Origin of the sequence: Campylobacter suis, assembly GCF_905120475.1 — a bacterium.
Classification (GTDB): domain Bacteria; phylum Campylobacterota; class Campylobacteria; order Campylobacterales; family Campylobacteraceae; genus Campylobacter_A; species Campylobacter_A suis.
The window spans coordinates 16,752-30,751 of record NZ_CAJHOE010000001.1; the positions used below are offsets into that span (position 1 = coordinate 16,752).

A 14,000-nucleotide genomic window follows, 5' to 3' on the forward strand; every position below is an offset into this window, starting at 1 on the left:
TTTGTTATTTTTGTAGCTTAAAGCCACCACCAAATGACTTATAAACTTCTATCGTTGCATTGTTCAGTGCTAACTTTGCTGCGATTTCACTAAGTCTTGTGCTAAGTAAATTTCGTTGCGCGTCAAGTAAAACTAAATGATCGACATATCCAGCATTATACTGGGTATTTGCAAGATTATAAATTTCATTTTGTGAGTTTAGTAACGCTTTTGTATCTTTTAAAACGGAAGTAGCTGTTTTTCTGTTTTCAAGAGAAATTCTTACTTCACTAAGTGCAGTTTTGATAGTTTTTTCATAGTTTAGTGTATTTGCGCTTTGGGCGAGTTCGGCAAGAGCTACATTGTTTGAGCGTCTACCAAAATCAAAAAGTGTTTGTGCAAGCGAACCACCAATGGACCAAACATTGGCATTGCTAACAAAAAGGCGCTCAAGCTCATCAGAACTAAATCCAAAAAGTCCTGTTAAAGATAATTTTGGAAAATAAGCCGCTTTTGATACTCCAATAAGGGCATTTGAGCTTTGTAGTCTCTCATAAGCACTGGCGACATCGGGGCGTCTTAAAAGTATATCTGAGCTTATGTTTGCATTTATTTCTGGTGCTTTTGCTAGGGTTTTTGCACTACTTATAATGGAATATAAAATTTCATCGTTGCTTTTGTTTGTGAGTATTGCAAGGGCGTTACTTGCTGTAATGATTGAGTTTTTAATGTTTTGTAAAGAAATTTGAGCACCTTGTACTGCCGCACGGCTTTGAGTATAAACTATCTGTGTTATCATGCCTGCATCTAGCTGCTTTTTTCGGTAGTGCATTGTCTCAAGGTAGCTTTTTAGCGTCTCTTCATACACTATCTCTTGCATTTTTAGTGCAACTAGTGAAAAATAGCTATTTGCAACTGATGATGCGATAGCAATGCGCGCAGTTTCATAATCAAATTTCGATGCGTTTAAAAGCGCATTTGAAGATGCGATAGAGTTTCTAACTCGCCCCCAAAGATCTATCTCGTAGTTTAAAATCGCATTTAGCGAAAATGAGTTATAAATGGTACTTTTTTGTCCAGAAAATGTCTCTCCGCTTGTGCTATTTCTGCTTGCTCCAGCTTCAGCTCCGATGGTTGGCAAAAGCTCAGTTCTTGCATTTTTAAGATTTAACTGAGCATTTTGTAAATTTATATAAGCAAGTTTTAGGTCGATATTATTTTTTAAAGCCTGTTCTATTAGTTCATTTAGTCTGCTATCATTAAATTCCATCCACCACTTATCGTTAATATCGCTACTTTCATATGCTGTGCTAAATGTTGCATTAACTTCTGGCAGACTAGGGCGAAACGAGCAACCAGCCATAAAAAGAGCTAATAAAAATATTATTAAATTACGCATTTGCTACGCTCCTATCCTGTTTGTTTTTGTTCCAAAATTTTTCATTAAGCTTTTCAAGTAAGTAATAAAAAAGTGGTACGAAAAATATCGCTATCGTTGTTGCGGCTATCATCCCACCGATAAGTCCAGTTGCCAAAGAGTGACGAGAGGCTGCACCAGCACCTGTTGATATAACCATTGGTAAAATTCCCATAGAAAAAGCTATCGATGTCATGACGATAGGGCGAAAGCGAAGCTTGGCAGCATTTACAGCCGCATCAAAGATATTTTTACCATTTTTTCTCTCTTGCATTGCAAATTCAACGATTAATATAGCATTTTTAGCCGACAAACCAATGAGTAGCAACAAGCCAACTTGAAAATATATATCATTTGTAAGACCACGCATCCAGGTTGCAAGAAGTGAGCCAAAGACAGCAAAAGGAACGGCTGTGATAACCGCAAGAGGTATAAGCCATCTTTCATACTGTGCAGCAAGGATTAAAAAGACAAATACCATACCAAAGATAAATGCTGTTTGACCAGCTCCAGTAGAGTCTTTTTCTTGATACGCAGTCCCGCTCCAAGCAACACTGTACTCATCAACTCCAAGCGTATCTTTTACAACTTGCTCGATGGCGTTTAGGGCGTCACCAGATGTGTATCCTGGTGCAGGTTCGCCTGAAATTTTTGCTGCTGGAAAGAGATTAAAGCGTTCAACTAGATCTGCCCCCATACTTCTTGTCAGCGTTGCGACCGTATTTAGTGCGACCATATCCCCGCTTTTGCTTTTTATGAAAATATTTCTTATATCATCGGCTGAGTTTCTAAAGCTCTCACTTGCTCGAACATACACGCGGTAAGTTTTGCCAAACATAGAAAAGTCGTTTGTGTAGTATCCGCCTATAGTTGAAGCGATAGTTGTAAATATATCCGCCTTGCTTATGCCAAGCAAATAAGCCTTATCCTCGTCTATATTTATGTCATACTGAGGGAAGGTCGTATCAAGGTTGGTTCTAACGCGGGTAAGCGCTGGATGTTGATTTGCCGCGGCTAGAACTTTTGCTGCGTCTTGTGCTATTTCATTATAGGTTTTTCCACTTCTATTTTGTAAATACATATCAAAGCCGCCAGTCATACTAAGGCCATTTATAGGTGGAACATTTATGACGAAATTTACACTCTCTTTTGAAGGTGCTAGCATGCCATTAAATGGTCCAAGTAGCCCAAATATACTTTGTTCAAAAGATTTTCTTTCGCTCCAGTCTTTAAGCTGCACAAATGCTATCGCAGCATTTTCTCGCAAAACTCCTGAGAGCATGTCATAGCCTGCTATGGAGGTTATGTTCATAACATTTGAATTTGCAAGAAATTTTCCCGCAACATCTTCAACTTCTCTAAGTGTTCTTGTTGATGAAGAGGCTGATGGAAGCGAAGTTACGGCTATGGCGTAGCCTTTATCTTCTGAAGGCACAAGAGAGCCAGGAAGTGTTTTAAATAAACTTAGCATAACCCATATGATAATGCCAACAGCTATTAAGCTAGGGATAACATGACGAAGTACTTTTGCAACACCAGCCGAAAATACACTTGTGCTCCAGTCAAAAAAGTCATTAAATTTCTTAACGATCCAAAATGGCTCATCATGTGAGCGTTTTAGCATTATCGCACAAAGTGCTGGAGTAAGCGTAAGTGCAACAAGTCCTGAGAGTACAACTGAAAGCACGAGAGTAAGGGCAAATTGGCGTTGTATAACCCCCACAAAACCCTCCATAAAGCTAACTGGCACAAAGACCGCTGAAAGAACAAGTACGATAGATATAACTGGCGTAGTAACTTCTTGCATAGCTTTTATGGTAGCGTCACGAACGCTTATCTCTTTTTCTTCATGCATTATACGCTCGACATTTTCTATAACTATGATCGCATCATCAACAACTATACCAATAGCAAGGACAAGTGCAAAAATGGTTATAAGGTTTATTGAAAAGCCCATTATGTAAAAGCCTGCAAATGTTCCTATGATAGAAACTGGAACGGCAAGCATTGGTATTATCGTTGCCCTAAAGCTCTTTAGGAACATACAAATAACGATCATAACAAGTATCATCGCCTCTATAAAAGTCTTAACAACCTCTTGTATAGAGAGTTTAACAAAGGTTGTGGTATCATATGAGACCTTATGTTCAAGTCCTTGCGGGTAGTTTATCTTTATCTCTTCAAGTTTTTCTTTTATTAAATTCATTGTCTCAATAGCATTTGCACCGTTTTGTAAAAATAGCATCATCGGAGCCATGGTTTTACCGTTTAAAAATGCTTTTGTAGAGTAGTTTTGTGAGCCTATTTCAATCTCTGCGACATCTTTTAGTCTTAAAATATTGCCGTCATTATCGGCTCTTAATATGATATTGTTAAATTGCTCAGGTGAGCTAAAGCGCCCATCTGCCTTTATAGAATAAACATAAGGAACGGGATTTTCAAGAGGTGCTTCACCTATCTTGCCTGCTGCGTACTGGCTATTTTGAACCTTTATCGCACCTAAAACCTCAGTTGTTGAAATTTTATACTTTGCAAGAAGATCAGGCTTTAGCCAAATTCTCATAGCGTAGTTTTTATTGCCTATAACATTGGCGTCCCCTATACCTTTTATACGCTTTATCTCATCAAGTATATTTAGGATAACATAGTTATTTAGCTCTATCTCATTCATTTGTGTGCTTGTAAATGCAACAAGCCCTAGTATGGAGCTACTTCTTTCACGAACAGTAACGCCTATTTGCTGAACTTCATCTGGTAAGCGTGAGAGTGCGGCTTGAACGCGGTTATTTACATCTATAGTTGCTTGTTTTGCGTCGGTTCCGACCTTAAAATAGACATTTAAATTCATAGAGCCACTTGAGCTTGAAGTGCTTTGCATGTATATCATATTTTCAACACCATTAACTTCATCTTCTATAACTGAAGCAACCGTGTTTGATATAACATCAGCGTTTGCGCCTGTATAAACAGCACTGACAGAAATTTGCGGTGGTGTTAGTTGTGGGTACTCTTCAACTGGAAGTCCGCGCATTGACATAAGACCAGCAATAACTATAACGATAGACAGTACCCCAGAAAATATCGGCCTATCGATAAAAAATTTAGAAAACATCGGTCTTACTCCTTGATTTGCGGCTTAACGCTTGCACCAACGCCGATTTTACCAAAATTATTTATGATGATTTGATCATTATCATTAATGCCTTCTGTAACTATCGCTGTTGTTGATGTTTGGTATGTGATTTTGATAGGTTTTTTAACAACTTTTTCATCTTGTGCGACTAGGATATAAGGCGATATCGTATCTTGTTTGATCGCAATTTGTGGTATTAAAAAACTATCTTTTTGAACAAAGCCAGTCATTATAATCTTTGCAAATGCGCCAGCAAGCAGTTTATTTTGGCTATTTTGAAATTCTGCCTTTGCTAAAACGCTACCAGTATTTACATCAACTGTGTTGTCTATAAAAGTTACTTTTCCGCTGAAATTTTCGCCATTTAAGGTTAAATTTGCGTCTGTATTTATTTGTACCCAGCTATTGTTTGCAAGATTATTTATCCTGCTTAAATTTGCTGAATCTGCTATGTAAAATCTTGCCTCTATTGGGTTTGTCTTTGTGAGTCTTACAAGTTGTGTGTTGCTTGCTATGACATAGGCGCCTACATCTATTAAATTTTCACCTGCAACACCATCAAAAGGCGCTGTTATACGGGTATAGTCAAGATTTAGCTTAGCTGTTTTTGCATTTGCCTTTGCGCTTGCCAGGTTTGCATTTGCAGTTTCTAGTGCTGCTATAGTATTGTCATAATCTTTTTGACTAACTGCTTTTTGAGAGAGCAGTTTTTTTACTCTATCTGCCTCACTTTTAGCGTTTTTAAGTGATGCTTCAGCTTGTAAGATATTTGCCTTTGCAACCTCATACATCGCTTCATAAGTGTCTGGCTCTATTAAAAATAAGACATCTCCAGCCTTTATGCTTTGACCTGGTTTAAAATTTTGCTTTATTATCGTACCAGAGACTTTTGCTACCATCACGACATCTTGCTGACTTTGTAGGCGAGTTGGATACTCGAAGTTCATTTTATTATCAGCCTTTTTAGCAACTATAACATCCACAGGGACAGCTGCTTGTTGTGCATTTTTTGCCTGTGCTGGTGCGTCATCTTTTTTGCCTAGAAATTTATCTAGCATTTCACAACCTGTAAATGTTAGAGTGGCTAAAAAAGTTAAAGTGATAACGCTAAATTTATACATAAATTCTCCTTGGTATATTTTAGTAATTATTATTACACTTTTATGATATTAACCAGTAATTCTACCACATTTAAAAATAATAAAATATAAATACCCCTAAAAACTACTTGCATACGCCTTTTAAGAACATCTCAACTATGTCAGCGACGATTTGCTTTTTCTCTTTTTTACTTATAGGATCTGGCTCTTCGCCAAGTATAAGTGTTTGCATAAAAAATGGCTCTCTTATGAGTGCGCAGAAGTTAAATGCAAGTATTTGTGGGTCAAATTCTTTTAATTTATTTGAAATTTCTGGTTTTTTAAAAAAGGTAGAGAGAAAATTTATAGTTGAGTTTGTAAAAAGATCTGCTGTAAGCTTGCCAAGCTCTTTATTTTTATATGTTTCTGATATTATGATTCTAAGAAATTTTGTACTTTCTGGTTTATAAAAAATTTCTAAATAAACAAGTCCAAATTTATTTAGAAAATCACTCAAATCAGTGCTTTGCTTAAGGCCTGAAATTTCATCGACTTCAGCTTGGAATTTTTCAACTTCACGCTCTAAGATGATAGCAAAAAGCTTCTCTTTGTTTTCAAAAAATTTATAAACGCTAGCAAGAGAGCCACCACTTTTTGAAACTATTTGATTTAAGCTCGTTTTTTCATAACCATTTTGCAAAAAAAGCTCGTGGGCTGCTTCTATAACGGCTTCGTAGCGTTTTTTACCCTTTTTTGAAATTGCCATTACTCTCCTTTTGGATACACAAAAATAGTGTCTCTTTTAACATTTATATTTTCTTTATCGTCCGTGGCATAAGCATTTATACCTATGCTAAGCGGCGTATCCTTATCTTTATCAAGGGGAATTTTTGGAGATGATATGGTTACTATGACGCGTTGTTTTGCACCAGCTTTTATCTCGATTGGCTCACTTGGACGGACGATTTTTAGGTTTGTATCGTTTGTGTCAAAATAGTAGCTATGTGCCTTTTTATCAATGTTTTGAAACAAAAATGTGTAGTAGTTATGTACACTGCCATCGTCTGAAATTTTATAAAGTTCACTTGTTCGGTTGATATTTAAAAGCATATTTTCTTTTTTGCCACCCATTAAAAATAGCGCGCTACCAGCTATAAACAGCGCTACGCAGTAAGCAATCGTTCTAAAGCGTGCGTATTTTACCTTTTGTTTTGTTTTTAAGGAATTTTCACTAGTCCAGCTGATAAGTGATGGCAAACCAAGTGCGTTCATTGTGTGTGAGCAAGCATCAGCGCAGTCAAGACAGTTTATGCATTCAAGTTGCATGCCTTTGCGGATGTCAATGTGTGTAGGACATATTTTTACACAGGCTTCACAGCCAGTACACTGCGCTCCATCTATCTTTGGCTTTTTCCAGAGTTTGACATTTTTATCATAAATTTTTCCACCACGACTTTCATCGTAAATCACTTGAATGGTGTCATTATCAAACATAACAGACTGAATCCTTGCATACGGGCAAAGATAAACACAAAAGCGCTCAGCCAAATAGCAAATATCAAAAACAAGCCAAGCCGCGATAAGTAAAACCATACCGATAAGAAATTTATGCTCGGCTGGATTTTGCATGTATGTGAAAAAATCTTCTGGAGGGACAAAAAACCATACAAAGTTACAGGCAATAATAAGCGATATAAATATCCAAATAATAACTGCCAAAACCCTTTTTGGCATACTTTGCGGATCTTTTTGCTTATTTTTATAATTTGCATAAATTTTTAAAATTTTAGTTTGTATGATGTCCCTAAACATATATCTAAAAATGCTTTGCGGGCAGCTCCAGCCACACCAAACTCGACCACCAAGTGTTGTTACGAAAAATATAAATAAAAACAATATAATAAAAACAAAGGGCATTAGGTAAAGCTCTTGCATATCAAAGCGAGTAAAGAGGAGATGAAGCTCTTTTTTGTCAAAACTTAGTAGAAAAAAATGCGCATCGTTTATCCTGATAAATGGTATAACAAGTGCAAAACAGGTTATGAGAAGGTAGGTAATGTGGCGTTTTTTTGTCCAGTTTGTTATGAAATTTTGCATGATTTTACCTTTTTTGTTATTAAAATAAAAACATTTTCATTTTATTTTAAGATTTGATAATTATATTGCAATATGATTTAAAATAGTATAAAATCAAAAATTCTCCGATTTTGTAAATTTTAAGAAATTTTGGGTATAATCTAGCTTTTAATCTTAACTGAAAGGTGGTGGGGAGAGTGCCAGGTATTAAGGTACATCCTAATGAGTCATTTGATGAGGCTTACAGGAAATTCAAAAAACAAGTTGATCGTAACCTTGTCGTAACCGAAGTGCGTGCAAGACGCTTTTTCGAGCCTAATACTGAGATCCGCAAAAAACAAAAGATCGCAGCTAGGAAGAAAATGCTTAAGCGTTTATACATGCTTAGACGCTACGAGTCAAGACTCTAAGACCAACAAACTAGCCAAATTTTGGCTAGTTTTCTTTATTTTTACCGCTTTTAGTTTATTTTGCAGGAGATTTTATGCAAAAGTTGCCTGTTGGCGAAGCTGCTGAGATTTTAGGCATAAGCAAAGAAGCTGTTTATAACCGCATACGACGAGGCTCGTTAAAATCAATCGAACAAGATGGTATTAAATTTGTAATAATCGGCGAAGAAGCCCAAACAGAACAAAAGCCAAAAACTCAGAAAAAACCTAGAAAAACACAAGCAACAGCTAAGCAAGATAGTGAGTTTATAAGTTTTTTACTAAATGAATTAAATGAGCTAAAAGCTCAAAATGCAAATCTACAAAGCGATAAAGAGCGGCTTTTTAAAGAAAAAGAGCAGATGTTAATCCAAAGCAAGCAAGAAATTTCAACGATTTATAAAGAGCGTGATGAAAAGCTTATGGCTTTTTTAAACGCAATGGGTCAAATTCCGCATCTAAACAAGTCGCAAGATAGAAAATTTGAGGATGTAGTTGAGGCTGAGGTTCAAAATGATATAGAGCATAAATTTGTTAATATAAATGAATATCTGAGCGAGCTAAATTTAGATCAAAAAAGTCTAAAAAAGGCACAAAAAAAGATCATAAAAAATATAAATAAATCAAAATTTGTAAAATTTAAAAACGGTGTGATACTTGTAAGAAGAGATAAAAAACTAAAACAGATTATTGGAGAAAATGAGTGAAGCATATTAAGAAAATAGCAACCTATGCTGCTATAGGTGGTTTTGGTGCGATAGTTATGACGGGGCTTAGTGGTTGTGGTGGTTCAAATGAAAATTTTGATCAAGCTAGCGAGCAGTCTAACGCAAGTGGTGCATTTGTTATCATAGAAGAGGTTACAAAAGGTAAGTATAAGGTAGTCGAGGAGTATCCAGCCAGCCAAACTCGTGTTGTATTAAAAAGCCTTGATGGTACTGAAAAAGTGATGACAAAAGAGGAGATGGATGCGTTGGTTGCCGAAGAAAACGCAAAGATAGATAACGGCACATCAAATTTAACCAACCCAAATGCTCAGCTTAGTAGTGGCACTGGTATGGGTCTTGGCGAGGTTTTGCTAAGCTCGATAGCTGGTGCGATGATAGGTAGCTGGATCGGCAATAAGTTATTTAATAACCAAACATTTCAAAATCAACGCCAAACGGCCTACAAAAACCCAAGCGCTTATACAAGAAGCGTAAATAGTTTTAATAATGCAAAGACAAGTGCTGGTGCTCCAAAGGCAGCTGGAAAGAGTGGATTTTTCGGCTCAAGCGGTGGTTCTAGTGGCTCAAGTAGCCAGCAATCAGTTGGTGGCTGAAAAGGAAAAAACAATGAAACTACAAAAGATAGAGCCTTTAAATAAAAATTTTATGGAACAAATCGGCTTTTCATGGCACACTGATAGCGATGAAAGTGCCTATGTAAGCAATGAGATTATCGAGGTTAGTCAAGATGAAGCGGAGGCGTATTATCAGTCGGTAAATGAGCTTTATGATATGTGCGTTGCTGCTGCACAGCATATTATAGACAATAACCTTTTTCACGAAGTTGGCATACCGTTTAACCTTGTTGAGCTTGTAAAAGAGAGCTGGCAAAACGATGTTCATTGGCATCTTTATGGTAGGTTTGACCTAGCTGGTGGGATCGATGGTAAGCCTATAAAGCTGATAGAATTTAACGCCGATACACCTACAGCAGTCTTTGAGACAGCCATCATTCAGTGGGCTATGTTAAAATATAATAAAATGGATGAAAATAGCCAGTTTAATGACTTGTATTTGGGTCTTGTCGAAAATTTTAAGCGGCTTGTTACACTTAATGAAGATACAAGTGAGTTTGAGAAATTTTATGAGGGTTGGAAAATTTTATTTAGTTGCGTTGGTGGAAACACTGAGGATGAAAACACCACTAAACTCCTTGCAGCTGCGGCAAAAGAGACTGGATTTTACACAGATTTTGCCTATGTAAATGAAGTTAGCTTTGATGATGAAGAGGGCATTTTTTATAATGGCGAAAACTATGAGTACTGGTTTAAGCTCATACCTTGGGAGCAGATAGCAGTCGAGGAGGGAGAGCTTGCGCTTATACTAAAAAATATCCTTAAAAATCAAAAAGCCATCGTGCTAAACCCAGCCTATACACTACTTTTTCAAAGTAAGGCTATCCTTAAAATTTTATGGGATCTCTATCCTAATCATCCACTTTTGCTTCGTGCAGACGATAAAGCGCTTAGTGGAATAAAATGTGTGAAAAAACCAGTTTTTGGTCGTGAAGGGGCAAATATCTCTATCATAGAAGCAGATGGGTCTGTAAGTGAGAAAACGGATGGAATTTATGATGAAAATAGGGCGATTTATCAGGAATTTTATGAGTTTAACAAGGATGAAAAAGGGCAAAGCTATCAAGCTGGAGTATTTTTTGCCTTTGAGGGGTGTGCGCTTGGCTTTAGAAAAGGTGGCCAAATTTTAAATAATACATCAAAATTTGTAGGACATTTTATAAAATGAAAAAACTAACAATCGTCTGCCTTGATGCAGATACTTTAGGAGATATCAACCTTAGTGTTTTTAATAAATTTGGAGAGTTTAAAAGTTACGCTACAACTAAGCCAGATGAGCGTATGGAGCGTTTAATGGGCGCTGATGTTGTCATAACAAATAAAGTCATAATCGATAAAGATGTTATGGATAGATGTGAGCTAAAACTTATTTGTATAAGTGCTACTGGGATGAATAATGTTGATTTAGAGTACGCAAAGTTAAAAAATATCGCTGTTAAAAATGTCGCAGGATATTCTACAAATAGCGTCGTTCAGCAAACTTTTGCCTCACTTCTTGCTTTGCTTAATCAGATAAAATTTTATGATAACTATGTACAAAGTGGCGAATGGGTAAAAAGCGATATTTTTACAAACCTTGATGCACCTATCAGCGAACTTGCTGGTAAAAAATTTGGCATTATTGGACTTGGTGAGATAGGTCAAAAAGTAGCTAGTGTAGCGTCTGCATTTGGTGCGAAAGTGTGCTATTTTTCAACAAGCGGAGCTAATAACAACGCCTTTTATGAAAGGCTTGAGCTTGATGAGCTTTTAAAACAGTGCGATATAGTTAGCATTCATGCTCCGTTAAATGAAAAAACAAAAAATTTAATAGGCGAGCGCGAGCTAAATTTGATGAAAAATGGTGCTATTTTAATGAATTTTGGTCGCGGTGGCATAGTAGATGAAGGAGCACTTGCAAAAGCGGTAGATGAGCGAGGGCTAAGAGCCTGTCTTGATGTTTTAGAGGCTGAGCCTATGCTTGCTGGACATCCACTTTTAAGCGTAAAAAACAAAAACTCACTTATCATCACACCACATATTGCGTGGGCTAGCAGTGAGGCAAGAGCGACTTTGATAGCCAAAATAGTTCAAAATATAGAAAATTTTATAAAGGAAAATGATGGCAACTGAACATAGTTTTGATATAAGTGCGAGTGTGGATATGATGGAGGTTAAAAATGCCTTAGAAACCGCTAAGAAAGAGCTTGCGGCAAGGTATGACTTTAAAGGTGTAGTGGCTGAAATGGAACTAAATGAAAAGGAAAAGACCGTCACGCTTTTAAGCTCAAGCGATAGTAAAGTCGATGCTTTAAAGGATATTTTAATCTCAAAACTAATCAAGCGAAATATCCCGCCAGTTGCGATATCTGAAAGCAAACGAGAGAGCGCAAGCGGCGGAAATATAAAAGCTATTTTAAAGCTAAATGACACACTTGATGGCGAAAATTCTAAAAAGATCACAAAAGCCATAAAAGATGCAAAACTAAAAGTAACAGCTAGTATAAGAGGCGAAGAGGTGCGAGTGGTTGGTAAAAGCATTGATGATTTGCAAGAGTGCATACGCATAGTAAAAGGCCTAAACTTAGAGCTTCCACTAAGTTTTAAAAATTTAAAATAGCAAAGTCTGGGCAAGCTTTAAATTTCGCCCAAAATCCATAAAAGGACAGATACGCAATTTCACGCCACACTTGAGGCAAGATATAAAAATTTTATCACAAATATCGCTAAAAATGAGATAGTCTATGCTTTGCGTGACCCAAAAAGCGGCACATATGCAAATTGTCCTTCAAATGAATTTCAGAACGATGATGGTCTTGCGTGTGAAGTGGTCGTGTTTTTCTCAAGCCAAACACTAGCAAAGGCTTGTGCTAAACAAGAGTGGGCAGAGTATGAAATTTGCGGCTTTGATTTGGCTGAGTTTTTGGAGAGTTGGTGCGCCTCTATTTCTCAAAACAATGCCGTTTTGGGTATAGACTTTGATGCAAATTTGTATGGATTTGAGGCTGATGCGCTAGAGCTTGTTCTTGATGTTATAGATGAGCTCAAAAGGCAAGAAAAAAGCATTGAGTTGCAGGATTTTGAAAGCTTAGATGAGCTTGAAGAACAGGTAAAAAGCTGTTTTTAATATATTTTTAGGTATCCTACGAAATTGCATTATTTAAATAAAGCTTATTAAGGATTATTAGTTATGGGAGTTAAAAATATCATAGAGAGCTTTGCTGTTGCTTACGCGCACAGGTCGATTCAAAAATCTCTCTATAATGAGTTTAATATAAACATTTTAGATGAAAATCAAATTTACACAAAGAGACCAGACCCGCAAAAAAGCTATATGCTTTACGCCCATGTGCCATTTTGCCACACTTTTTGCCCGTATTGTTCGTTTCATAAGTATCACTATGAGCAAGAGCTTGCAAAAATTTACTTTGAAAATTTGCGTTGCGAGATGAAGCAGGTAAAAGAGGCTGGCTTTAAATTTAACTCACTTTATGTTGGTGGTGGAACTACGCTTATAAATGAGCCAGAGCTTGAAAAAACATTGATTTTGGCAAAAGATCTTTTTGGTATCACTGAAATTTCAGCCGAAAGTGATCCAAATCATATCTCACCAGAGAGCTTGAAGCGTTTTAATGGGCTTATAGATCGTTTAAGTGTTGGTGTGCAAAGCTTTGATGATGATACATTAAAAAAAGTTGGTAGATATGAGAAATTTGGTAGCTCAAAAGAGGTTCAAAGTCGCCTAGAAAAGGCATTAGGGCTTATACCAGTTATCAGTCTTGATTTGATTTTTAACCTGCCAAACCAAACTAAGCAACAACTCATAAATGATATAAATATCTCAAAGCAGATAGCACCAGAGCAAATAACGCTCTATCCTCTCATGAAATCAGATCTTACTCGTGATAATATCGCACGCTCTTTAGGCGTTTCAAGTGTTGATAATGAGCGTGAGTTTTATGAGATTATCGTTGATGAGTTTAAAAAAGGTGGCTACTCACAAAATAACGCTTGGGCTTTTTCTAGAAATGGCTGTGATCACTTGCGTGATGAGTATGTTGGCTCAAACCACGAGTATTTAGGCGTTGGAAGTGGGGCATTTAGCTTTTTAAATGGTGAGCTTGTTATAAATGCTTTTAATCTTCTGGAGTATGGGCGCAGGGTTAAAGCTGGCGAAAGCACCGTCATAGCAAAATGTGGTTTTAGTAAAAAAGAGCGGTTAAAATATATCTTTTTGACAGAGCTTTTTGATGGCAGTGTCAATATAAAAAAATACAATCAAAATAACGCTGCAAATCTCTACAAAGATCTATTTGTGGAGATAAATTTATTAAAAATGGTTAATGCTATATATGAGGAAAATGGCTGTATAAAGCCGACTTTTTTTGGTAAATATATCTGCGTTGTACTGATGCGCGACTTTTATGCTGGCATGGATAAGGTTCGTGCGATATTTAAAGATGATGCTAGGATTAAGCGGGGTAAAAATTTACACATCATGAGTGAAAATACTGAAGTTGATTTCGAGCAAGCTATAAGCCGTCCAAAGGTTGCGATTTAAGCTAAA

13 protein-coding genes are annotated in these 14,000 nt (G+C 36.7%); 8 read left to right on the plus strand and 5 right to left on the minus strand.

Annotation, left to right across the window (positions count from 1 at the left end; translation table 11 throughout):
• Positions 1–4 precede the first annotated feature (4 nt).
• The 5 genes from LQV35_RS00105 to ccoG form a co-directional block, all read right to left on the minus strand.
• On the minus strand, positions 5–1,378 hold the full coding sequence (locus LQV35_RS00105) for an efflux transporter outer membrane subunit (protein WP_230055843.1): 1,374 nt from the start codon (positions 1,376–1,378) through the stop codon (positions 5–7).
• On the minus strand, positions 1,371–4,508 hold the full coding sequence (locus tag LQV35_RS00110; protein WP_230055844.1) for an efflux RND transporter permease subunit: 3,138 nt from the start codon (positions 4,506–4,508) through the stop codon (positions 1,371–1,373). The genes LQV35_RS00105 and LQV35_RS00110 overlap by 8 nt, the downstream gene beginning before the upstream one ends.
• A 5-nt stretch (positions 4,509–4,513) precedes the next feature.
• Positions 4,514–5,650, minus strand: coding sequence for an efflux RND transporter periplasmic adaptor subunit (locus tag LQV35_RS00115; RefSeq protein WP_230055845.1), 1,137 nt, complete (start codon positions 5,648–5,650; stop codon positions 4,514–4,516).
• A gap of 103 nt (positions 5,651–5,753) precedes the next feature.
• Positions 5,754–6,374: a TetR/AcrR family transcriptional regulator gene (locus LQV35_RS00120; RefSeq protein ID WP_230055846.1), complete on the minus strand. Its 621-nt coding sequence runs from the start codon at positions 6,372–6,374 to the stop codon at positions 5,754–5,756.
• A complete protein-coding gene (gene ccoG / locus LQV35_RS00125; RefSeq protein ID WP_230055847.1) occupies positions 6,374–7,705 on the minus strand; it encodes a cytochrome c oxidase accessory protein CcoG in 1,332 nt (443 codons plus the stop codon). Before ccoG ends, LQV35_RS00120 begins: the two co-directional genes overlap by 1 nt.
• Before the next feature lie 176 nt (positions 7,706–7,881).
• Between ccoG and rpsU the strand changes: the two genes are divergently transcribed.
• From rpsU to LQV35_RS00165, 8 genes are all read left to right on the plus strand, one after another.
• Positions 7,882–8,094 carry a 30S ribosomal protein S21 gene (gene rpsU / locus LQV35_RS00130; protein ID WP_034968862.1) on the plus strand — a complete coding sequence of 71 codons (213 nt, stop codon included), beginning with the start codon at positions 7,882–7,884 and terminating at the stop codon, positions 8,092–8,094.
• 74 nt (positions 8,095–8,168) lie between these two features.
• Positions 8,169–8,819: a DNA-binding protein gene (locus tag LQV35_RS00135; RefSeq protein WP_230055848.1), complete on the plus strand. Its 651-nt coding sequence runs from the start codon at positions 8,169–8,171 to the stop codon at positions 8,817–8,819.
• Positions 8,816–9,433 carry a UPF0323 family lipoprotein gene (locus tag LQV35_RS00140; RefSeq protein WP_418884430.1) on the plus strand — a complete coding sequence of 206 codons (618 nt, stop codon included), beginning with the start codon at positions 8,816–8,818 and terminating at the stop codon, positions 9,431–9,433. Before LQV35_RS00135 ends, LQV35_RS00140 begins: the two co-directional genes overlap by 4 nt.
• A 13-nt stretch (positions 9,434–9,446) precedes the next feature.
• Positions 9,447–10,622, plus strand: a complete 1,176-nt coding sequence (locus LQV35_RS00145) for a glutathionylspermidine synthase family protein (RefSeq protein WP_230055849.1) — start codon at positions 9,447–9,449, stop codon at positions 10,620–10,622.
• The gene (locus tag LQV35_RS00150; protein WP_230055850.1) at positions 10,619–11,566 is read left to right on the plus strand and encodes a D-2-hydroxyacid dehydrogenase; all 948 of its coding nucleotides are present in this window, start codon (positions 10,619–10,621) and stop codon (positions 11,564–11,566) included. The genes LQV35_RS00145 and LQV35_RS00150 overlap by 4 nt, the downstream gene beginning before the upstream one ends.
• On the plus strand, positions 11,556–12,053 hold the full coding sequence (locus LQV35_RS00155; RefSeq protein WP_230055851.1) for a YajQ family cyclic di-GMP-binding protein: 498 nt from the start codon (positions 11,556–11,558) through the stop codon (positions 12,051–12,053). The genes LQV35_RS00150 and LQV35_RS00155 overlap by 11 nt, the downstream gene beginning before the upstream one ends.
• Positions 12,054–12,146: 93 nt before the next feature.
• On the plus strand, positions 12,147–12,560 hold the full coding sequence (locus LQV35_RS00160) for a DUF2750 domain-containing protein (RefSeq protein WP_268250086.1): 414 nt from the start codon (positions 12,147–12,149) through the stop codon (positions 12,558–12,560).
• 63 nt (positions 12,561–12,623) lie between these two features.
• Complete coding sequence (locus LQV35_RS00165) at positions 12,624–13,994, plus strand: coproporphyrinogen III oxidase family protein (RefSeq protein WP_230055853.1); 1,371 nt, start codon at positions 12,624–12,626, stop codon at positions 13,992–13,994.
• The last annotated feature ends 6 nt before the right edge of the window (positions 13,995–14,000 follow it).

Excerpts from the sequence above, each read along its gene's own strand:
- LQV35_RS00105 (WP_230055843.1), bottom strand. The coding sequence starts at position 1,378 with ATGCGTAATTTAATAATATTTTTATTAGCTCTTTTTATGGCTGGTTGC.
- LQV35_RS00110 (WP_230055844.1), bottom strand. The coding sequence starts at position 4,508 with ATGTTTTCTAAATTTTTTATCGATAGGCCGATATTTTCTGGGGTACTG.
- LQV35_RS00115 (WP_230055845.1), bottom strand. The coding sequence starts at position 5,650 with ATGTATAAATTTAGCGTTATCACTTTAACTTTTTTAGCCACTCTAACA.
- LQV35_RS00120 (WP_230055846.1), bottom strand. The coding sequence starts at position 6,374 with ATGGCAATTTCAAAAAAGGGTAAAAAACGCTACGAAGCCGTTATAGAA.
- ccoG (WP_230055847.1), bottom strand. The coding sequence starts at position 7,705 with ATGCAAAATTTCATAACAAACTGGACAAAAAAACGCCACATTACCTAC.
- LQV35_RS00135 (WP_230055848.1), top strand. The coding sequence starts at position 8,169 with ATGCAAAAGTTGCCTGTTGGCGAAGCTGCTGAGATTTTAGGCATAAGC.
- LQV35_RS00145 (WP_230055849.1), top strand. The coding sequence starts at position 9,447 with ATGAAACTACAAAAGATAGAGCCTTTAAATAAAAATTTTATGGAACAA.
- LQV35_RS00150 (WP_230055850.1), top strand. The coding sequence starts at position 10,619 with ATGAAAAAACTAACAATCGTCTGCCTTGATGCAGATACTTTAGGAGAT.
- LQV35_RS00155 (WP_230055851.1), top strand. The coding sequence starts at position 11,556 with ATGGCAACTGAACATAGTTTTGATATAAGTGCGAGTGTGGATATGATG.
- LQV35_RS00165 (WP_230055853.1), top strand. The coding sequence starts at position 12,624 with ATGGGAGTTAAAAATATCATAGAGAGCTTTGCTGTTGCTTACGCGCAC.